The 19732-nt window shown below is 71.7% G+C and carries 18 protein-coding genes and 1 pseudogene; 9 read left to right on the top strand and 10 right to left on the bottom strand.

Features of this window, described 5'->3' with window-relative positions; all coding sequences use genetic code 11:
* Positions 1 to 228: 228 nt before the first annotated feature.
* The 3 genes from B5557_RS14605 to B5557_RS14595 form a co-directional block, all read right to left on the bottom strand.
* Positions 229 to 1344: a sensor histidine kinase gene (locus B5557_RS14605; RefSeq protein ID WP_079659691.1), complete on the bottom strand. Its 1116-nt coding sequence runs from the start codon at positions 1342 to 1344 to the stop codon at positions 229 to 231.
* A complete protein-coding gene (locus B5557_RS14600; protein ID WP_079659689.1) occupies positions 1341 to 2081 on the bottom strand; it encodes a response regulator transcription factor in 741 nt (246 codons plus the stop codon). The genes B5557_RS14605 and B5557_RS14600 overlap by 4 nt, the downstream gene beginning before the upstream one ends.
* 122 nt (positions 2082 to 2203) lie before the next feature.
* Positions 2204 to 2902, bottom strand: a complete 699-nt coding sequence (locus B5557_RS14595) for a spermidine synthase (RefSeq protein WP_079659688.1) — start codon at positions 2900 to 2902, stop codon at positions 2204 to 2206.
* A gap of 240 nt (positions 2903 to 3142) precedes the next feature.
* Here B5557_RS14595 and B5557_RS14590 point away from each other — a divergent pair, with 240 nt between their 5' ends.
* Complete coding sequence (locus tag B5557_RS14590) at positions 3143 to 3928, top strand: rhomboid-like protein (RefSeq protein ID WP_079659686.1); 786 nt, start codon at positions 3143 to 3145, stop codon at positions 3926 to 3928.
* A gap of 16 nt (positions 3929 to 3944) precedes the next feature.
* Here the strand turns inward: B5557_RS14590 and B5557_RS14585 are convergent, their stop codons facing one another.
* Entirely contained in the window at positions 3945 to 4964 is a 1020-nt protein-coding gene (locus B5557_RS14585; RefSeq protein ID WP_079659685.1) for a DUF5954 family protein, read from the bottom strand.
* Between the two features lie 131 nt (positions 4965 to 5095).
* Positions 5096 to 5761: a GNAT family N-acetyltransferase gene (locus tag B5557_RS14580; protein ID WP_079659683.1), complete on the bottom strand. Its 666-nt coding sequence runs from the start codon at positions 5759 to 5761 to the stop codon at positions 5096 to 5098.
* Between the two features lie 178 nt (positions 5762 to 5939).
* Between B5557_RS14580 and lon the strand changes: the two genes are divergently transcribed.
* Together lon and B5557_RS14570 are read left to right on the top strand one after the other, a co-directional pair.
* On the top strand, positions 5940 to 8354 hold the full coding sequence (gene lon / locus B5557_RS14575; RefSeq protein ID WP_079659681.1) for an endopeptidase La: 2415 nt from the start codon (positions 5940 to 5942) through the stop codon (positions 8352 to 8354).
* A 155-nt stretch (positions 8355 to 8509) separates the two neighbouring features.
* On the top strand, positions 8510 to 9034 hold the full coding sequence (locus B5557_RS14570; protein ID WP_443031351.1) for a MarR family winged helix-turn-helix transcriptional regulator: 525 nt from the start codon (positions 8510 to 8512) through the stop codon (positions 9032 to 9034).
* 93 nt (positions 9035 to 9127) lie between these two features.
* Here the strand turns inward: B5557_RS14570 and B5557_RS14565 are convergent, their stop codons facing one another.
* The gene (locus B5557_RS14565) at positions 9128 to 9919 is read right to left on the bottom strand and encodes a hypothetical protein (RefSeq protein WP_079659680.1); all 792 of its coding nucleotides are present in this window, start codon (positions 9917 to 9919) and stop codon (positions 9128 to 9130) included.
* A 368-nt stretch (positions 9920 to 10287) separates the two neighbouring features.
* Here B5557_RS14565 and B5557_RS14560 point away from each other — a divergent pair, with 368 nt between their 5' ends.
* From B5557_RS14560 to B5557_RS14540, 5 genes are read left to right on the top strand one after another with little or no spacing between them, the layout of a single operon-like run.
* Positions 10288 to 13104 (top strand): sensor histidine kinase, encoded by a 2817-nt coding sequence (locus B5557_RS14560; RefSeq protein WP_231976353.1) that lies wholly within the window; start codon positions 10288 to 10290, stop codon positions 13102 to 13104.
* Positions 13101 to 13604, top strand: coding sequence for a roadblock/LC7 domain-containing protein (locus B5557_RS14555; protein ID WP_079659677.1), 504 nt, complete (start codon positions 13101 to 13103; stop codon positions 13602 to 13604). Before B5557_RS14560 ends, B5557_RS14555 begins: the two co-directional genes overlap by 4 nt.
* On the top strand, positions 13601 to 14035 hold the full coding sequence (locus B5557_RS14550; protein WP_079659675.1) for a DUF742 domain-containing protein: 435 nt from the start codon (positions 13601 to 13603) through the stop codon (positions 14033 to 14035). The genes B5557_RS14555 and B5557_RS14550 overlap by 4 nt, the downstream gene beginning before the upstream one ends.
* A complete protein-coding gene (locus tag B5557_RS14545; RefSeq protein WP_079659673.1) occupies positions 14016 to 14660 on the top strand; it encodes a GTP-binding protein in 645 nt (214 codons plus the stop codon). The genes B5557_RS14550 and B5557_RS14545 overlap by 20 nt, the downstream gene beginning before the upstream one ends.
* A gap of 24 nt (positions 14661 to 14684) precedes the next feature.
* On the top strand, positions 14685 to 15938 hold the full coding sequence (locus B5557_RS14540; protein WP_079659672.1) for a styrene monooxygenase/indole monooxygenase family protein: 1254 nt from the start codon (positions 14685 to 14687) through the stop codon (positions 15936 to 15938).
* Here B5557_RS14540 and B5557_RS14535 read toward each other — a convergent pair.
* From B5557_RS14535 to B5557_RS14520, 4 genes are all read right to left on the bottom strand, one after another.
* A complete protein-coding gene (locus tag B5557_RS14535; RefSeq protein ID WP_231976352.1) occupies positions 15911 to 17293 on the bottom strand; it encodes a C40 family peptidase in 1383 nt (460 codons plus the stop codon). The genes B5557_RS14540 and B5557_RS14535 overlap by 28 nt on opposite strands.
* Positions 17294 to 17396: 103 nt before the next feature.
* Positions 17397 to 17699 (bottom strand): hypothetical protein, encoded by a 303-nt coding sequence (locus B5557_RS14530; protein WP_079659669.1) that lies wholly within the window; start codon positions 17697 to 17699, stop codon positions 17397 to 17399.
* A 14-nt stretch (positions 17700 to 17713) separates the two neighbouring features.
* A complete protein-coding gene (locus tag B5557_RS14525) occupies positions 17714 to 18364 on the bottom strand; it encodes a TetR/AcrR family transcriptional regulator (RefSeq protein ID WP_079659667.1) in 651 nt (216 codons plus the stop codon).
* Between the two features lie 56 nt (positions 18365 to 18420).
* The gene (locus tag B5557_RS14520) at positions 18421 to 19359 is read right to left on the bottom strand and encodes an AurF N-oxygenase family protein (protein WP_079659666.1); all 939 of its coding nucleotides are present in this window, start codon (positions 19357 to 19359) and stop codon (positions 18421 to 18423) included.
* A 58-nt stretch (positions 19360 to 19417) separates the two neighbouring features.
* On the opposite strand from B5557_RS14520, the pseudogene B5557_RS45095 reads away from it, so the two are divergent.
* A pseudogene (locus B5557_RS45095) lies at positions 19418 to 19591 on the top strand (Uma2 family endonuclease); the annotation flags it as partial.
* Between the last annotated feature and the right edge of the window lie 141 nt (positions 19592 to 19732).

Raw genomic sequence — 19732 nt, 5'->3', positions numbered from 1 at the left:
GTCAGGCCGGGCCGGTCCATCGTCGTGTAAGTCACATCGGAAAGTGTGTTTCGGGGGTGGAAATGGCGGGAAACAAGCGCGGTTGCGCGTCACAAGGGTGTGCTGATGCGGGTCGCGCACGCCGAGCGTGCGGGACCTGAGCCGACCTGCGACGGTCCGCTGCCTGATCACACGTGTCCGACTGGGGCGAACGCCGATGGATCTTGTGGCTCCGCTTCGAACTTTACGTCAACTTGGGGCGGAATACTCTCCCGGAAGAGTGACAAGAATCCGGCAACCCCGCTCGGATTCGGCCACTCCGATCCGGCCGCCGTGGAGATCGACCGCCCAGCGGGCGATCGCGAGCCCCAGTCCCGTACCGCCGTCGCTGCCCGGACCGTGCGGCCGGCGGACGGCTCCGCGGTTGAACCGCTCGAAGACACGGCGCCACTCGGAGCGCGGAATGCCGGGACCCTCGTCGAGGACCTCCAGCTCCAGCGACTCCGGCAGCGTGCCGCGCCGCGCCTTCACCGTCACCCGTCCGTGCGGCGGGCTGTGCTTGACCGCGTTGTCGATCAGGTTGGCGACGACCTGGTGGATGCGCTCCGGGTCGGCGTGCGCGGTCAGCTCCGGCGGGGTGACGTCCAGATGCAGATGGACGTCCGTGCGCGTGTGATTGCCGCCCGAGCCCATCGTGGCGCGCGCCGAGGCGACCATGTTGGCCTCCTTCAGCACCCCGGACAGGTACGGCCACACCTCGAAGCGCCGTTTGCGCAGCGGGACGACGCCGTTGTCGAGGCGGGACAGGTCCAGCAGGGTCTCCACCAGCCGCCCGAGCCGCTCCGTCTGCTTCAGGGCCGTGCGCATCGTCTCGGTGTCGGCCTCGGCGATGCCGTCGACCACGTTCTCCAGGACGGCGCGCAGGCCCGCGATGGGCGTGCGCAGCTCGTGCGAGACGTTCGCCACCAGCTCCTTGCGCTGACGGTCCTGCGCCTCCAGCTCGTCCGCCATGACGTTGATCGTCTGAGCCAGGTCGCCCAGCTCGTCACGGCGGTTCTCGCTGACCCGGCGGGTGTAGTCGCCGTGCGAGATCGACCGGGCCACCGTGTTCATCTCGTCCAGCGGCGCGGTGAGCGAATGCGCCACGAACTGCGTGATCAACAGTGTGGCGATCATCGAGAAGACCGTGATGAAGCGCAGCTCCGTCTTGGTGTGCACCGCGATCATCGACAGCCCGGTGGTGATCAGCACCGAGATGACGACCAGCGCACCCAGCTTCGTCTTGATCGAGAACGGGCGTACGCCGCCCCAGGGCCCCCCTGAGCCGGGAGCGGGGCTTCTCGGTCCGTCCGGCCCGGAACTCATGGCGTCGGGGTCTCCAACGCGTAGCCCACGCCGTGCACCGTGCGGATCCGCTCGGCGCCGATCTTCCGGCGCAGCGCCTTGATGTGGCTGTCGACCGTGCGGGTGCCGGAGGCGTCCGCCCAGTCCCAGACCTCGGCGAGGAGCTGCTCACGGGAGAGCACCGCGCGCGGGGTGTTCGCCAGGCACACCAGCAGGTCGAACTCGGTGGGCGTGAGGTGCACGTCCTCCGAGCGGACCCGCACCCGGCGCTGAGCGTGGTCGATCTCCAGCTCGCCGAGCCGCAGTATCCCGCTGCGGGGCGTGGTGGCCGCGATCGCGGCCCGCTCCACCCGGCGCAGCAGCACATGCACGCGTGCCGCCAGCTCCCGCATCGAGAACGGCTTGGTCATGTAGTCGTCGGCGCCCACGCCGAGCCCGACCAGCATGTCGGTCTCGTCGTCGCGCGCGGTGAGCATCATCACCGGCACCGGACGGGACGCCTGCACACGACGGCAGACCTCCAGACCGTCGAAGCCGGGCAGCATGATGTCGAGGATCAGCAGGTCCGGCTGCCAAGCCTCGGCGGTGTCGACGGCCGCGGGGCCGTCACCCGCCGTTTGCACGAGGAATCCCTCGGCGCGCAGGCGGGCCGCGATGGCGTCGACGATCGTCGGGTCGTCCTCGACCACCAGGACGCGCCGCTGCGCTCCCGGAGTCGCCGTCGTCGTGTTGTTGTGCGAGGTGTGTGTCTGCTCCATCGCCCGCCCCTGAGTGTGCTTTCCGGGACCAGTGGGGTGATCCCTTTTCTGCGCATGACTGCGGTTGACGCGTGATTGATCGGCGTCAGGCATGCAACGTACCCGGAGTCACCTCGCCTTTGCTATCCAGGTCGGACGGCGATGTGCACGACGTCCGGCACGCCTCGGGCAACCGGGATCTCTTCGGTACGCACCTGTTGGAACCCGGCATTCCCCATGGTTCCCTCGAATACCGGATCGGGTCGGGCCGACCACACCGCCAGTACTCCACCAGGTCTCAACACCCGGGCGCAGCTTGCGAGTCCGGCCGCGGAGTACAGGCTCTCGTTGCCCTCGGTGACCGTCCAGCCGGGCCCGTTGTCGATGTCGAGGCATACCGCGTCGAACGTGTCGCATGTCTCATTGACGTAATCGAGCAGATCCGTCTCGACGATCTTCGTCCGGGGATCGGCGATCGCCGGCCCGGAGACTGCGGCCAGCGGGCCGTCGAGATGCCAGTCGATGACGGCGCGTTCGCGCTCCACGACCGTGACGCCGCCCCAGCGGGGATCGGCGGCGGCGTGCGCGAGGGAGAAGCCGACGCCCAGGCCGCCGAGGAGCAGTCCGGGCGCGGGACTGCCGTCGGGGCGGGGGTCCAGGGCGGCCAGCGCGGCGTCGACCAGCAGTCGCTCCGAGCGGCCGTCCGATGTGTCCATCAGAAAGCAGCCGTTGGCGATGATTTGGAGCAACTCCCCATGCCTGCGCAGGACCACCTCACCGTAGGGGCCTTCGCGACGGTCCAGGACTTCGGGTGCGTCGGGGATGTCGTACGGGGTGGGCATCGGTCCATCGTTGCATTTTCCTGTCGGTTTGTTGAGGGAATGGTGAGCGTGACGGGTGAGGTTGACGTACGGATGTGCGGAACAGGATCTGAGCGGGTTCGGCGGCCGGGCTGGGAGCGGATGAGAAACAGCCGAGAGAAGTCTCAGATGTTGCTGTGAATCGGCCCGGGCGTGGTGTCGGTCACAGACAGCGGGCGGGGGCGCCGCGAAGGGTGGGGTGAAACGGAAGGAGCGCGTCAGGTGGACAGCACGGCACAGGTCACGAGCCCGCCCCTGCCCGACGTCTCCGGGCTGCTGGACGGCATCCCGGGCCAGCGCGTTCCCCACGCCGTCGAGCCGCCGCCCGAGGCGAGCCCCGACCCCAGTCCCAGCCCCAGTCCCAATCCCAGTCCCGGCCCTCGCCCCGCCTTCCGGGTCCCCGTCCCCTTCACCCTCGCCTACGCCGCCGTCCTCGCCGTCACCTCGTTCTTCGCCGCGCACGCCGACCCCGCCCTGGTGAACGCCCTGCAGCAGGGCTCCAGCACCGACGTGGCGCACCTGTGGCAGACGCCGGTGCTGGTGCTGGTGGCCAGCGCGCTGTGGGTGGCGGGCGGCTTCGCCTCGCCGTTCACGCTCGGCTTCCTGGTCGTGCTCAGCGCCTTGGAACGGCGGATGGGCGGCGTACGGACGGCCGTCGTCTTCCTGCTCGGGCATGTCCTGGCCACCCTCGCCACCGAGGTCCCCGTGGGTCTGGCCGTGCTCGCGGGCCGACTGCCCCACAGCTCGCTGCACCGCTTCGACTACGGCATCAGCTTCGGCGTCGCCACGAGCGTCGGCGCCTTGGCGGGCCTGCTCAGGCCCTGGCTGCGCTGGCCCCTGCTCGCCACGTTCGGCGGGATGCTCCTTCAGGACCTGCTCGCCTTTACCGACCCGATGACGAACTGGGGCCACCTGATCGCGCTGGCGATAGGGGTGGGGACCTGGCCGTGGGTGCGACGGTGGGCCGCTCGAACCCCCCTGCCCGCGACGCCCGCACGAACCGCGTAGACCGCCCGCCCCGTGGTCAGTCGTCGTACTTGACCGTGCCGTCCTCGTGCAGGGTCGGGTGGAGTTTCATGGGGCCGTACTCGTCGGCGTCCGACGGGCGGGGCGGCTCGGGGCCGTCCGGGCCCAGGCGGATCATTCGTTCGACGCGGCAGATCCGGAACAGACGGCCCTCCACGCGCGCCTCGTCGGCACGGCCGGCCGCCCGGAAGGCCTCCGCGGCCCGCCCGTACAGGGCCTTCTTGCGCTCGTCGAAGCGGTAGAGCATCGCCCACACGCGGGCCATCCCCTCGTACAGCGTGCGGCGCGCCTCGTGCGGGGTCGCCGACAGGGAGCCGCACGGGGTCCAGCCCGCGTCGTCGCGTTCGGCGACCGAGAAGCCGACGGGCAGCCTGACCACGTCCGGGTGTGTCCTGGCCGCCCGCTCCGAGTCCGCCCGCACCTCGGCGGGGAAGTGGGCGCCCGTGTACGTGAAGTCGCGCAGGCCCAGCCGCAGCGCGCCCGCCATCGGCCCCTCGTCCCGGTCGGGGTCCAGGACGTAGCCCACGTCCGGCGAGGGACAGGCGCCCTGGTCCTCCCAGGAAAGGGCCGCGGATTCGGGGTCGGTGGGCCGGGGCGGCTCCACGCCGTCGTCGCCGGTCCGGGCGAACTCGTCGCCGCGCACCACCCGGTAGCGCACACCCAGGGCCTCCACCTCGTCGGCCGGCGCCCGTTCCAGCAGGGCCACGGCCGCCAGCAGTTCGCGTCGGACGGCCGGATCGTCGGTGCCGTCCTTCGCCTTGAACCACAGGTGTGAGTTCAGGCCGTCCCGGGCCTGCTGGGGCATGCTGTCCACCACCGGTTTCAGCAGGCGCCAGCCCGGCTCCGCGGCGGCCGGGTCCTGCACGGCGATGCCGAAGACGGGCCCGCGCAGCGCGATGTGCGGATAACGCCGGGAGGCCTCGACCGCGTCGGCCTCCGTCACCCAGGCGACGGGGTCGTCACGGCGCACGAGCTCCGCGTGGAGGGCGTCGAGACGTCGCTTCCAGTCATCGGTCATAAGCGCATTGTGGTCGGCGCGAAGGGGCGCTTCGGGGTGAATGCCTGAAGTGGACGGGGTACGGGGCGGGGGCGTAAGGGGCGTGCCCGGTCGTGCGCGCCCGAAGGGTGCGCCCCCGCGACCGCCGGACGTCACCCCCGTGTGTCCCCCCTGTCGCCGGTGAACTTCCCGCTGGTCAACAGCGACTCGACGCGCCACCCCAGCGACTCGTACAGCGCCCGCCCCTCCGGTGTCGCGCCCAGCACGCCGGTCCGAGCGCCCTGCTCGACCGCCGCGCGCTGGAGCGTCCGCATGACCAGGGCGCCGAGGCCCCGGCGGCGGTGCGCGGGGAACGTCTCGATCTGGTCGACGACCGCCGTCGCGCCGGTCGGGGCGATCTGCCCGCGCGCGGCCAGCGAACCGTCCGGGGCGGCGATCATGGTCCGGGTCACCCCGCCGATCGACCAGGTGCGCTGCCGGTAGCCGTCGGGGACCGGGCCGGGCGGGACGTCCGCGAGCGCGGCCGTCATCAGGAAGCCGGGCTCGGGGTCGACCCACCACCCCGGCCCCAGCCAGCCCCCGACCATCGCCGGGTCCGTGAACGCCTTCAGCCACACCCCGGCGCCGGTCACCGCCCCCGCCACCTTCCGGACGTCCGCCTCCTCGACGGCGTCGTTCATCGCGCCGAAGACATGCCGGGTGACGTGATGGGTCCCCGTCCCCACGTCGATCGTGCAGCCCCACGGCTCGTCCACCGGCGGCGCGGCGCCCCGCGACGCCACCCAGCCGTCCACCCAGGCCCGCACGATCCGCTCCACAACGACCTCCCGTAAGGGCTGCTCTATGCCTTCATCTATTACGGGTGACGATAGGCGCGCCGCTCCCCGCGCCGACAGGCGTGATCGCCCACAGCGAACGGGCGGGATCCCGGGGAACATTCGCAGCGGCCCGCGCATTGAGTCGGCATAGCTCAACTTGACTGCCTAAGGGGAGATCATGGCTTCGACGTCCGCACCGCTCACCCTGCCCGTGCTGCCCCTCGATGACGAGGTCGTGCTCCCCGGCATGGTGGTTCCGCTGGACCTCAACGACACCGACGTGCGCGCCGCCGTGGAGGCCGCCCAGGCCGCCGCCCGTTCAACACCCGGCAAGCCTCAGGTACTCCTGGTGCCGCGCATCGAGGGGACCTACGCGAGCACGGGTGTGCTCGGCACGATCGAGCAGGTCGGCCGGCTGGCCGACGGCGACCCGGGCGCGCTGATCCGGGGTCGCGGGCGGGTGCGGATCGGCGCCGGCACCACCGGACCGGGCGCCGCCCTGTGGGTCGAGGGGACCCGGGTCGACCAGAGCGTCCCCGACCCGCTGCCCGGCCACGTCGCCGACCTCGTCAAGGAGTACAAGGCGCTCGCCACCGCCTGGCTGCGCAAGCGCGGCGCCTGGCAGGTCGTCGACCGCGTCCAGGCCATCGACGACGTCTCCGCGCTCGCCGACAACTCCGGCTACTCGCCGTTCCTGACCACCGAACAGAAGGTGGAGCTCCTGGAGACCGCCGACCCGGTGGCCCGTCTGAAGCTCGCCACCTCCCAACTGCGCGACCACCTCGCCGAGCAGGACGTCGCCGAGACCATCGCCAAGGACGTCCAGGAGGGCGTCGACAAGCAGCAGCGCGAGTTCCTGCTGCGCCGTCAGCTCGAAGCGGTCCGCAAGGAACTGCGCGAGCTCAACGGCGAGCAGGAGGGCGAGGAGTCCGACGACTACCGCGCCCGCGTCGAGGCCGCCGACCTGCCCGAGAAGGTCCGCGAGGCCGCCCTCAAGGAGGTCGACAAGCTGGAGCGCTCCAGCGACCAGTCGCCCGAGGGCTCATGGATCCGCACCTGGCTGGACACGGTCCTCGAACTCCCGTGGAACGAGCGGACCGAGGACCGGTACGACATCCAGGGCGCCCAGGCGGTCCTGGACGCCGAGCACGCCGGCCTTCAGGACGTGAAGGAGCGGATCACCGAATACCTGGCGGTGCGTAAGCGGCGCGGCGAGCGCGGCCTCGGCGTGGTCGGCGGCCGCCGCGGCGGCGCCGTGCTCGCGCTCGTAGGCCCGCCGGGCGTCGGAAAGACCAGTTTGGGCGAGAGTGTCGCGCACGCCATGGGCCGCAAGTTCGTCCGCGTCGCCCTCGGCGGCGTCCGCGACGAGGCCGAGATCCGCGGCCACCGCCGTACGTACGTCGGCGCGCTGCCCGGCCGGATCGTGCGGGCGATCAAGGAGGCCGGGTCGATGAACCCGGTGGTGCTCCTCGACGAGATCGACAAGGTCGGCTCCGACTTCCGGGGCGACCCGGCGGCCGCCCTGCTGGAGGTCCTGGACCCGGCGCAGAACCACACCTTCCGCGACCACTACCTGGAGGTCGAGCTCGACCTGTCCGACGTGGTCTTCCTCGCCACCGCCAACGTGCTCGAAGCCATCCCGGAGGCCCTGCTCGACCGCATGGAGCTGGTCCGCCTCGACGGCTACACCGAGGACGAGAAGGTCGTCATCGCCCGCGACCACCTGCTCCCGCGCCAGCTGGAGCGGGCGGGCCTGGACAAGGACGAGGTCACGCTCGACGAGAGCGCGCTGCGCAAGCTCGCCGGCGAGTACACCCGCGAGGCGGGCGTGCGCACCCTGGAGCGGTCCATCGCCCGACTGCTGCGCAAGGTCGCGGCCCAGCACGAACTGGGCGAGCGGAAGCTGCCGTTCACCGTCACCGACGAGGAACTGCGCGCTCTGATCGGCCGGCCGCACCACGTGCCCGAGTCCGCCCAGGACCCGGCCGAGCGCCGGACCGCCGTGCCCGGCGTCGCCACCGGCCTCGCGGTCACCGGCGCGGGCGGCGACGTCCTGTACGTCGAGGCCTCGCTGGCCGACCCGGAGACGGGTGCGGCGGGCCTGACCCTGACCGGTCAGCTCGGCGACGTGATGAAGGAGTCGGCGCAGATCGCACTCAGCTTCCTGCGCAGCCACGGGGCCGAGCTGGAGCTGCCGGTCGGTGACCTGAAGGACCGCGGCGTGCACATCCACTTCCCGGCGGGCGCGGTCCCGAAGGACGGCCCGAGCGCCGGCGTCACCATGACGACGGCCCTCGCGTCCCTGCTGTCCGGCCGGCTCGTGCGCACCGACGTGGCGATGACCGGTGAGGTCTCCCTGACCGGCCGGGTCCTGCCCATCGGCGGCGTGAAGCAGAAGCTGCTGGCCGCGCACCGGGCCGGGGTCACCACCGTGATCATCCCCAAGCGCAACGAGCCCGACCTGGACGACGTCCCCGCGGAGGTGCTGGACAAGCTCGACGTCCACGCCGTCACGGACGTCCGCCAGGTCCTGGAGCTGGCGCTCGCGCCCGCCACGAACGGCGCGACGCCGGAGGTTCCCGTGGCGGCGTGACGGACGCCGCGGGAAGGGCGAGGCCCGGGTTCCGTGAGGGAGACCCGGGCCTTCGCCATGCCTGAAGCGGCCTGGGAACCGCCCCTGGCCTGTGCCTGCGAAATACTTAAGAGCTGCACCGAAGGCAGCGACCGGCGAACATCAGGGGTGCTGACGTGCACGAGGACCACGACGACCGCGAGGGCCACGACGACCGCGAGGACCGCGAGGAGACGGGCGGCGACGCGTCGTCGCGCGGCGTGGAGCGGGACGACCGCGAGTTCCTGTCCCTGGAGCGGGAGCTCACGGTGCTGCTGCGCCGCGCCCGCGCCAACCAGGGCGAGATGGCCCGCGAGGTCCACCCGGACCTGGAGTCCGCCGCCTACGGCCTCCTCGTCCGGCTGGAGGAGTGCGGCCGCCAGCGTGCCACGGAACTCGCCGCCTACATCGGCGTCGGCAAGGCCACCATGTCCCGCCAACTGCGTGCCCTGGAGCAGCTCGGCCTGATCGCCCGCGAACCCGACCCTGCGGACGGCCGCGCCTGGCTGGTCGACCTCACCGAGGAGGGCCGCACCCGGGTGCGGCGGGTCCGCGACGCCCGCCGCGAGCGGTACGTCAGCCACTTCTCCGACTGGGACCGCAGAGAGGTCGGCGAGCTGGCCCGCCTGCTGCACCAGCTGAACCGGGGCATGGAGAAGTGAACCGGCGCATGGAGAAGTGAACCGGGGCATGGAGAAGTGAACCGGCGGCCGTAACCGCCTCACGGGAACTCCCACGCCTCAGCTTTCCCCGCCTCACAGCTCCACGCGCACCACCGTCGCGTCGTCGTGCGTCTTCGCCCCGCCCAGGAAGGCCCGCCCGGCGCCGTCGTCCGCCCGCTCCAGCTCCCGGACCCGTTCCACCAGCGCCCCCGCCCCCTCCTTGCCGAGGAGGGCGAACAGGGCCGGCCAGTCGCCCTCGCGGAAGAGCTCCGTCCAGCGGGTGGCCCCGTCCGACAGCGCGGCCAGGGCGTGCACCTCGGCGCGCGGCACGGTCATGGCCACCGCGCGGGCGGCCACCGCGGGATCGGCCGCGGCCGTGAAGAACCCGCCCTCCTTGTTGCGCAGCGTGCCGTCGACGACCTCGGCGCTGCTCAGCAGCGCGCGCGGCAGCCGCGCCAGCCGGTCGTCCTGGACGGCGGTCACCGTGCCGCCCGGGGACGCCAGCAGCAGCGTCGCGTCGCACAGGACCAGGCACTCGACCGTCTCCGGCGACCAGCGCGCCAGGGCCACTGTGGCCTGTGGGGTGCGTGGGTGAGAAAGGTCACAGGTTTCGGAATGGGCCCCAGCGGTACGCGCGATGGCGAGGGCGAGCGCCTCGGCCAGCGGAACATCCGGGAGTGAAACGGTCAGTTCGGTCAGCGCGCCGCCCAATCGCGCGGTGAACCAGGGGACCGAATGCAGACAGCCCGCGCCGTCCCGCGGCGGCGTCACTCCGTCCAGGAGGACGAGCGAACCGCCCTGTCCGGAGGCGGAAAGTCCGATACCCGCGAAGTCCTCGTTGGGGCGGGCCCGATCGCCGGCCTCCGACACAAGTTCCGTACGCATTCAGCCAGTCTGCACGACCCCTTCACAGCCTTCGCAAAAGGCTGGCATCGGGTGCCGAACAGTCGTACCGCCGCAGGTCAGACGCCTGCTTTGGGTAGGAATGAAGCACTCCGGGAAGGCGTGGCGGCGAATACTGTCAAAGCCCGCCGCCCACGTCCAACCGGCCTGCCGGGCAAGGCCGCTGCACACGCCAGAGGAACTTGCCCGCCAACTCCCCTCCGATGTTCACTCCTTCGGGTGGCGGGGCAACCGATGTGCGACCCCTGCCCACCGGCACTGGGAGGGTCGGGAATCGTACCGGACGTACGCACCAGTTGACGGAGCGACACATCCGGCCCATGGAGCACGAGTCAGGAATGCGAGCACCGGTGCAGAAGACGCGGCCTCGGCGTACAGGCAGGCAGACGGCCTCCGAGGGGGGCGCGGAGCGCACCCCCGTCGGCAAGGGCCGCCCCACCCACGTACGCAACCGGCTGATCGTCGCGGTGGCCGTGGTGGCCGCCGCCGTCGCCGGGGCCGGCGCCCCCTCGATCCTCGCCGCCTCCGGGCAGCTGAAGGACTCCCAGGACCTGGTCACCCTCGCCGAACAGACCCAGGACGCCCTCGCCCTCGCCCAGTCCCTGGCGGACGAACGCGACGAGGTCACCGCCTACGTCGCGGCCGGCCGCGCCAAGTCAAAGGCGCCCTCCACGCAGGGCAGCGCCCGCGTGGACCGGCAGACGAGCGAACTGACCACCGAGACGGACGTCTCCGAAGCGCTGCGCAAGGCCCTCGCCGCCGTCCCCGCCGTACGGCAGTCGGCCCTCACCGGCAAGAGCACGGCGCTCCAGGCGCACCAGGCGTACTCCGAGGCCGTCGCCGCGCTCCACGTCCTCGTCGACCGGCTGGCCGAGCAGATGCCGCCGCGCGCCGGCTCCGGCGCATACGCCCTCGCCGAGCTCGACACGGCCGTCCAGCAGGCCTCCGCGGCCCGGGGACTGCTGCTCGCGGCGCTCAACGTGCCGACGACCACCGAGACCGACTACGACCCCGTCACCGGCCGGACGACCACCGAGAAGGTCTCCACCGAAGCCGACACCAAGCAGCGCGACGCCCTCACCGCCGCCGCGCAGCAGGCCCGGCTGCGCTCCGACGCGGCCCTCGCCGACTTCCGGGAGGGCGCGCCGCCGGAGGCGGTGTCCTCCTACGACTCCACCGTCACCGGCGGCGACGTCGACACGGCCGAGGCCTACCTCGCCTCCCTCACCGACCAGCCGACGCTGAGCGGTCACGAACTCGACACCGGCGTCAAGAAGCTGGACGCCGCGCTCTCGGCCCGCGTCGACCTGATGCGCGGCGTCGAGTCCTCCCTGTACAACCACCGCACCGAGGACCTCGCCCAGCTCCGGGACGACGACGTCACCGACCTGGAGCTGCGCGTCACCCTCCTCGGGGCCCTGATGCTGCTGGCGATCGTCATCGCCACGGGCCTGGCCCGCAGCCTCACCCGCCCGCTGTCCGTGCTGCGCCGGGGATCGGCGCGGCTGGCCGAGGCCGAGAACCCGGCGGCCGAGGAACCGGTCCGGTTCACCGGCCGCAACGACGAGTTCGCCCAGGTCGTCCGCTCCGTCAACGCGCTGCACGAGCACGCCGTGGCCGTGCACGAGCGCGTCACCACCCTGGAGTCCGACCGCAAGCACCTCGTCGGCCAGCGCCAGCGGATGGCCGACGCCCGCGAGGAACTGCGCGCCGAACTCGCCGACTCCGCGGCCAAGCTGGACGGCCTGCGCGACAGCATCAGTGGCACCTTCGTCAACCTCGCCCTGCGCACCCTCGGCCTCGTGGAGCGCCAACTCGCGGTCATCGAGGGCCTGGAGGAGCGCGAACAGGACCCGGACCGCCTGGCCACCCTCTTCAAGCTCGACCACTTCGCCACGGTCATGCGCCGCCACAGCGAGAACCTGCTGGTCCTGGCCGGCACGGAACACGTCCAGCAGCACGCGGGCGCGATCCCGCTGGTGGACGTGGTCCGCGCGGCGGTCAGCGAGATCGAGCGCTACGAGCGGGTCCGTATCTCGGCGCTGCCCCCGCACGCCCACGTGGCGGGTTTTGCCGCCGACGACCTCTCCCATCTGCTTGCCGAACTCATGGAGAACGCCACCTCGTTCTCCCCGCCCGACCTGCCCGTCGAGGTCTCCGGCTGGCTCCTGGAGAACGGCGAGGTCATGCTCTCCGTCCAGGACGAGGGCATCGGGATCACGGCCGACCGCCTGGAGCGGCTCAACGCCCGCCTCGCCGAGTTCGACCCGGAGACGCCGTACGACCAGGAGGGCGAGGACGGCCTCGGCCTCGGCCTGTACGTGGTGGCCCGGCTCGCCCACCGGCACGGGGTGCGGGTGCGGTTGCGCGAGCAGAAGCAGGGCGGGGTGGCGGCGGTCGTCGTCCTGCCCGCCCCGCTCCTCGCCACCGCCCCCACCGCCGCGATCCCGTCGACGGCCCCGGCCGCCGCGACCGCCCAGGCGCTCACCCTGCCCGGCGCGGACGCGGAGGCCAACTCCAATGTCCTGCCCGGCCGTTCGAAGCAGCCGGATCCCCTGGTCGCCCTGGCGGAACAGGCGGTACGCAGGTCGCAGGCCCCGGTCGACACCCCGGCCGAGACGACGATGGAACTGCTCCTGCCATCCCCGCGGGACGCGACGGCGGGGGAGCGGACCACCGCCACCCCCGAACCCGCCACCCCCGAACCCGGAGCCCCCGAACCCGGAGCCCCCGAACCAGGGGCCGCCGAACCCGCGGTCGTCGACGGCGAGAACGCCTCACAAGGGCCGCCCGCAGCCGGCGACGACAGCAGTACGGCCGGTGCGTATGGGAGCGAATCGGCCGATGGCGAAGCCGAGGCGGAACACACGCGCCCCTCGGACGAGCCGCTCACCGACAAGGGCCTTCCCAAGCGCACCCCCAAGATCACGACACCCGCACACACTCCGCGCCAGCGGACCGGCTCCGTCGACGCGGACGCCCTCCGCCGCCGTCTGGGCGGCTTCCGCAGGGGTGCGGAGGCCGGCTACCGCGACGTAGAAGCGGAAATCGCCGAGCGCACGGGCCAGAACAAGGTTCCGGCGCCCCACGCACCGCAAAGAGCTCAAGAAGCACACGCACACGCCGAAGAAGACACGGGGGGCACAGTCGAGGAGGCAAGCAGTTGACCGCGCCCAGTACCTTCGGACTGAGCAGTGAAGCCCGTAACCTGCACTGGCTGTTGACCAACCTCGTGGAGGAAGTACCCGGCATCCAGTCCGTCGCCGTCGTCTCCTCCGACGGCCTGCTCCTGCTCTCCTCGGACCCAGGCCGTAACGACGAGGCACGCCAGTCCCGCGAGATCAAACCGTCCGGCCCACGCGGCTCATCCGCCGACCTCGCCACCATCGTCTCCGGCATCGGCAGCCTCACCCTCGGCGCCGCCAAGCTCATCGCCTTCGGCGGGGTCAAGCACACCATGGTCGCGATGGACGAGGGCAGCCTGTTCGTCATGTCGATCAGCGACGGCTCCCTCCTCGGCGTGCACGGCTCCGCCGACTGCGACATGAGCGTGGTGGCGTACCACATGGCCCTCTTCGTGGGCCGCGCCGGCCACGTCCTGACCCCGGAACTCCGCAGCGAACTACGACAGTCCCTGGAGTCCACGACGACGGGGATCGTCCGATGAGCGCCGCCGCCCCGCAGCCGCCGCAGCCCGCCAGGCAGCAACTCCCCGTCCGTGGCGGCGACCGCAAGCCGGCCCGCGTGCGCCCCTACTCGCTCACCGGCGGCCGCACCCGCTTCGGACACCTCCTGCTGGTGGAGACCTTCGTGGCGGCCCTCGAAGCCCCGGAGGAGCGTCGTGAGCTGACGAATGGTTCCCTCAAGTCCACGGTCATGCCGGAACTGCGGGCCATCGTCGAACTGTGCCGCCGTATGCGCACGGTGGCGGAGATCGCCGCGCTGCTGAAGATGCCGCTCGGCGTGGTCCGGGTGCTCCTCAGCGACCTCGCGGACCAGGGAAGGATCCGTGTGTACGGCACCGGTACCGCTCACGGTACGGGCCGTCCCGACCGCGCTCTGCTGGAAAGGGTGCTGAGTGGACTCCGTCGTCTCTGACGCCGCTCGTGGCGTCTCCCCGTTCGTCGAGCCCGAGCCCGACGAGACGTTGCAGCCCTGGCAGACGGACCGCACCCGGGCCCCCATCGCCACCAAGATCGTGGTGGCGGGCGGCTTCGGCGTCGGCAAGACCACCCTCGTCGGCACCGTCTCGGAGATCGAGCCCCTCCAGACGGAGGCGCTGATGACCGAGGCCAGCGAGGAGACCGACGACCTCACCGGTACCCCGGAGAAGACCACCACCACGGTCGCCATGGACTACGGCCGTCTCACGCTCGACGACGACCTGGTGCTCTACCTGTTCGGCACGCCGGGCCAGCAGCGGTTCTGGTTCATGTGGGACGACCTGGTGCGCGGCGCGATCGGCGCCGTCGTCCTGGCCGACACCCGCCGCCTGAAGGACTGCTTCCCCGCGCTGGACTACTTCGAGAGCTGCGGACTGCCGTACGTCGTCGCCGTCAACCACTTCGACGGCAGCGAGCTGTTCGAGCCGGAGGACGTGCGGGAGGCGCTGACGATCCCCGCGCACATACCTGTCATGATCATGGACGCGCGGCGCCGGATCTCGGTGATCGAGACTCTGCTGGCCCTGGTGGGCCACGCGCTCGACGAAACCCCCGAGTAAGGCCCCTCAAGGAGAGTCCCCCGCATGCGGAAGATACTCGTCGTCGGAGCCGGCCAGTCCGGTCTCCAGCTCGCCCTCGGCCTCCAGTCGCACGGGTACGAGGTCACCCTGATGTCGAACCGGACCGCGGACGAGATCCGCTCCGGCCGGGTCATGTCGACACAGTGCATGTTCCACACCGCCCTGCAGCACGAGCGCGACCTCCAGCTGAACTTCTGGGAGCAGCAGGCCCCGAAGATCGGAGGCCTCGGCGTCTCGGTCGCGGCCCCCGGCTCGCACGACCCGGGCCCGACGCAGCGCGCGATCGACTGGGTGGGCCGCCTCGACGGGTACGCGCAGTCCGTCGACCAGCGGGTGAAGATGGCGGGTTGGATGGAGATGTTCGCCCAGCGCGGCGGCCAGCTCGTCATCCACGGCGCGGCGGTCTCCGACCTCGACTACTTCTCCCGCGCCTACGACCTGGTCCTGGTCTCGGCCGGCAAGGGCGAGCTCGTCCAGATGTTCGGCCGCGACCCGCAGCGCTCCCCCTACGGCGAGCCGCAGCGCGCCCTCGCCGTCTCCTACGTCCACGGCCTGGGCCCGCGCCCGGAGCACCCGGACCTGGAGGCGGTCCGCTGCAACCTCGTGCCCGGCGTCGGCGAGCTCTTCGTCATGCCGACGCTCACCACCTCCGGTCGCGCCGACATCCTCTTCTGGGAGGGCATACCCGGCGGCCCGCTGGACGCCTTCAACGGCGTCAAGGACCCGGCGGAACACCTCTCCCTGACCCTGGAGCTCATGGAGAAGTTCACGCCCTGGGAGTACGCGCGGGCCACCAAGGCCGAACTGACCGACGCCGGCGGCACGCTGTCCGGCCGCTACGCGCCCACCGTGCGCAACCCCGTCGGCCGGCTGCCCGGCGGCGGCCTGGTGCTCGGCGTCGCCGACGTCGTCGTCGCGAACGACCCGATCACCGGGCAGGGCTCCAACTCGGCGTCCAAGTGCGCCGCCGCGTATCTCGCGTCGATCCTCGAGCAGGGGGAGAAGGAGTTCGACGAGGAGTGGATGCAGGCCACCTTCGACCGGTACTGGGAGACGGCTCAGCACGTCACCAAGTGGACCAACGCGATGCTGGCGCCGCCGCCGGAGCACATCGTCAACCTACTGGGCGCGGCCGGGCAGCTGCCGCCCGTGGCTGATCGTTTCGCCAACGCCTTCAACGACCCGGCCGACTTCGAGAACTTCTTCTACGAGCCCGACAAGACGGCCGCCTACCTGACATCGGTCGCCGGAGCCTGACGAATCCGTGGCGGCTCGTAGCGGCCCAGCGGCTTCCCCTCCGGGTCAGGCCGTACGGCCCCGAGCACCGGCTGGGCCGCGATCGAAGTCACCTTGACCTTCTCGCCCGTCCTCGGCGCCTGGATCACCATGCCCCCGCCCAGGTACATCGCCACGTGGGTGGCCTCAGGGAAGTAGATCACCAGGTCGCCGGGGCGCAGCCGCGTCAGCGGGATCCTCGTCAGCCGCGCCCACTGCTCCTCGCTGGTGCGGGGGATCGTCGTCCCGGCGTGCCCCCAGGCCTCGGACGTCAGCCCTGAGCAGTCGTACGACCTCGGGCCCTCGGCACCCCATTCATACGGCTTGCCGATCTGCCCCACGGCATACCGCACGGCCCGCGCCCCCTCCGCCGACGGCCCCCACTCCACACCGAGCACACCGAGCACACCGGGCGCACTGGTTGTGCCAGGCGCACCGGCCGCACCGGCCGCACCGGATGTACGGGGCGCACCGGATGCACCGGGCGCACCGGAGGCACCGAGTGCACCAAGGGCACCGAGTGCACCGGGTGCATCGGACACATCGAGCGCACCGGACACATCGAGCGCGCCGGGGGCACCGGGTGCGCCGGGTGTCGTGAGCTTTTTCTGGGCCTGGGCGATGCTCTTCTTCTCCAGCTCGGCGAGGGCGGTGAGCTGCTCGGTCGTGAGGGAGGCGAGGAGTTCCTCGACGTCGTCGAGGCGCCGGCGAACGTCGTCCCGCTCCTTCTTCGCGCGCTCGGCGAGGGTGAGTTGGTCGTCGAGCGCGGCGCGGGCCCTGCGCGCCAGCCCGTCGGCCTTGCGTTCGCCGCTCTCCAGCCGCCCCACCGTCTCCGCCCGCTCGCGCGCCAGCCGGCCGATCACATGCCCTTGGTCGAGGGCGTGTTGCGGATCGCGGGCGAGCAACAGCCGTACGTAGGGGGAGATGCCGGTGCTGCCCTGGTACTGCTGGCGGGCCAGCCGTCCGGCCGCGCCCCGGCTGTCGTGCAGGGAGAGCCGGGCCTTGGCCAGCTCGGCGTCCAGCCGCCCGGTCTCGGCCCGCCGCCGTCCGAGCTGCTCGTCGGTGGTGTTGAAGGCCTCGGTCGCCCGCTCGACCTCCCGATACAGCCGCTGAAGCTCCACCAGCAGCTCGGCCGCGGTGCGCTCATCGGTTTCCGGCGTCTCCGCCTCGGCGGCCGGCGGTTCGTCCGGCTCCGGGGTCGGCGACGCGGTCACCGTCCGTTCGCCCGGCTCCGGTGGCTCCGTTACGGCCGCGGCGAGTCCGGGGGCCAGGACGGCCTGTGCGGCGAGCGTCGCCGTCGAGACCGTACAGGCCAGACGCAGCAGTCTTCCTGACACGTCATCACCTCCGCTGCGGGATGGCCCCTCCATCCCGCAGGGCGAGCATCAGGCGTGCGCGCGCGGCCCGCGCGCCGAGCGTGCGCGGTTCGGCGCAACGGGGTCACTCGTCGGCGTCGTCCCGTCGGCTGTCCGGCGTGGCGTCGGGCTTGGACCAGGGCCACCGTGGTCGGCCGCTCTTCTTCCCCTCGGGGTCGAACTCGTACTTCCAGCCCTGGGGCAGTCCGAGCTTCTTGCTGTGGCCGCGGGGCACGCGCCGGTAGACCAGGACGGTCGGCGGGCCGCCGGCCGCGTCGGGGACGGGGATGCGGTACGTCTTCGGCGGCTGCCCGGTCGGGCCCAGCAGCACGGGCAGGACCCGGCCGTCCATGGGCCCGCCCTCGAAGGGGGTGTCTTCGCTCTTCACACCACCAGTGTCGATCAGGTCTCCGCGGCCAGCGCACCCCGGATCAGCTCGGCGGTCTGCGCGTCCCGCGCCGCGGTCACCGTGAGGACGGCGACGAACTGGTCCACCAGCCAGTCCCGCAGCTCGTCGGCGGGCGGCTGCTTGTCCTCGTCGAGCCAGATGAGGGAGGCCGCCTCCACCGCGGTGATCCACATCCGTACGGTCATCCGGAGCCGCGGCCCGGGATCGGCGACCCCCAGGTGGCTGTAGATGTGCTCGGCGGCGGCCCGTCGTACGCCGTCCACGATGGCCGTCGTCCGGGAGGTCTCGACGACGCTGCCGCCTTGGAGCAGGGCGCTGAAGCCGGCGTCGTGGCGGGCGACGAAGGTGAGGTAGCGGTCGAGGGCGCGGGCCAGGCGGGGGAGGAGAGGGCCCTGGCGGGGCTCGTCGAAGCAGTGGTTCAGTTCCTCGGCGGCGGAGCGCAGCGCGGCCTCGTAGAGCTGCTGCTTTCCGCCCGGGAAGTACCGGTAGACGAGCGGCCGGGACACCCCGGCGGCCTCCGCCACGTCGTCCAGCGAGACGTCCTCGGGGACGCGGTGCGCGAAGAGCGAGAGCGCGGCGTCGAGCAGCTGACTACGGCGCTCCTCGACGCTGAGGCGCCGGTAGGCGGGGGCGGCGGGGGTCATGACGTGCAGCGTAATCGCCCACCCCGGCCCCGTGCCCGCCGTCCGTCACGCTCCGGTCACGCCAGCAGCCCCGAGGACCGCCACAGCCGCCGCCCGACCCCCCGGAGCACGCCGATGTCGTCCAGGAAGTCCGTGAGCCGCTTCGCTCCCGTCTGCATGATCTCCCTGCGGTGCCCGCTGGCCTGCACCTGTGCCATCGCCGCACGCCTGTCCAGGCCGACGTTCGTATAGACGTCGGGGTTCACGAAGGCGACGGAGAACACCCGGGCGAACTCGCCCGACGTGACCCTGGTGAACTCCTGCGACCACCTCGGCGCGGTCATCATCTGCCGGCGCAGCTCCTCGCGGGCGTACCGCACGTGTCGGGCCTCCTCCACGACGTGGATCCGGGTGACGCCCCTGATCAGCGGCTGGACCCGCTCGTCGGGGAAGGTCAGCCGCTGCATCCAGTCCAGGACCTCCTCGCCGAGCAGGGTCGCGGTGAAGGAGCCGGGGGTCGTGGAGATCGTCTTGAACAGCCGCCCCAGGTTCTGGTGGGCGCGGCTCACCGGGTACCAGGGGGTGCCACCGGACGAGATCAGCCGGGCGAACATCTTCGAGTGCCGGCACTCGTCCTCGATCTCGGTCAGCGCGTACCGTACGTGCGCGCTCGTCGCCGCCTTGTCGTAGATGTGCCGGACGAGCAGTTGCATGAGGATGATCTCGAACCAGATGCCGAGCGAGGCGAGCGCGGCGGCCTCGTGCTGCGACAGCAGGATCCGCTGCTCCTCGCTCATCCGCCGCCACATCGGCGTGTCGTACAGCGACACGAGCTCGGGAGGCCAGAACCACTTGCCCTCCTCGAAGGGCGCGTCCCAGTCCAGCTCCTTGTCCGGGTCGAAAGAGTGCTTGGCGGAGGACGCGAGCAGCCGCTCGGCCACCTGCTCCCGCCCCTTGAGCAGGCCCAGCGCGTCCCGCAGCCCGTCCAGCGCATCGGCATCGGTGAGGCTCGTCATGCCCTTATGAGACTGCTTGTCAGCAAGCTCGTCAATCCCCTGCGCGTCAATGGCACTCATCCCGCATTACTGGCGAGTCGAAGAGAGTGACGGCCTCCCAGTGGTCTACGTCTACGAGCTCGATCCCGCTACCGATACGTACGTGCCGACGGGCATCTATCACGACCAGTTCGAGCTGGCCCTCCCGTTTCCCCTCACCATCGACCTCACGGCGATCAACCGCCGCCGATGACCGTCGACCCGCCCCCCGTCCCCGCCCCCCGTCCCCGCCCCCCGTCCCCGCCCTCCGGGTCCGCAACTCCGGTGCGGAGCCGCTGGAGCTCGTACTCGAGCCGTACGGCAGCGATCACTGGATGCGGCCCGGCGAGACCTT

This window comes from Streptomyces sp. 3214.6 (assembly GCF_900129855.1).
In the GTDB taxonomy this organism is placed as follows: domain Bacteria; phylum Actinomycetota; class Actinomycetes; order Streptomycetales; family Streptomycetaceae; genus Streptomyces; species Streptomyces soliscabiei.
Note: the sequence above shows the minus strand (reverse complement) of the source record. Positions and strands in the feature narration are given on the sequence as shown.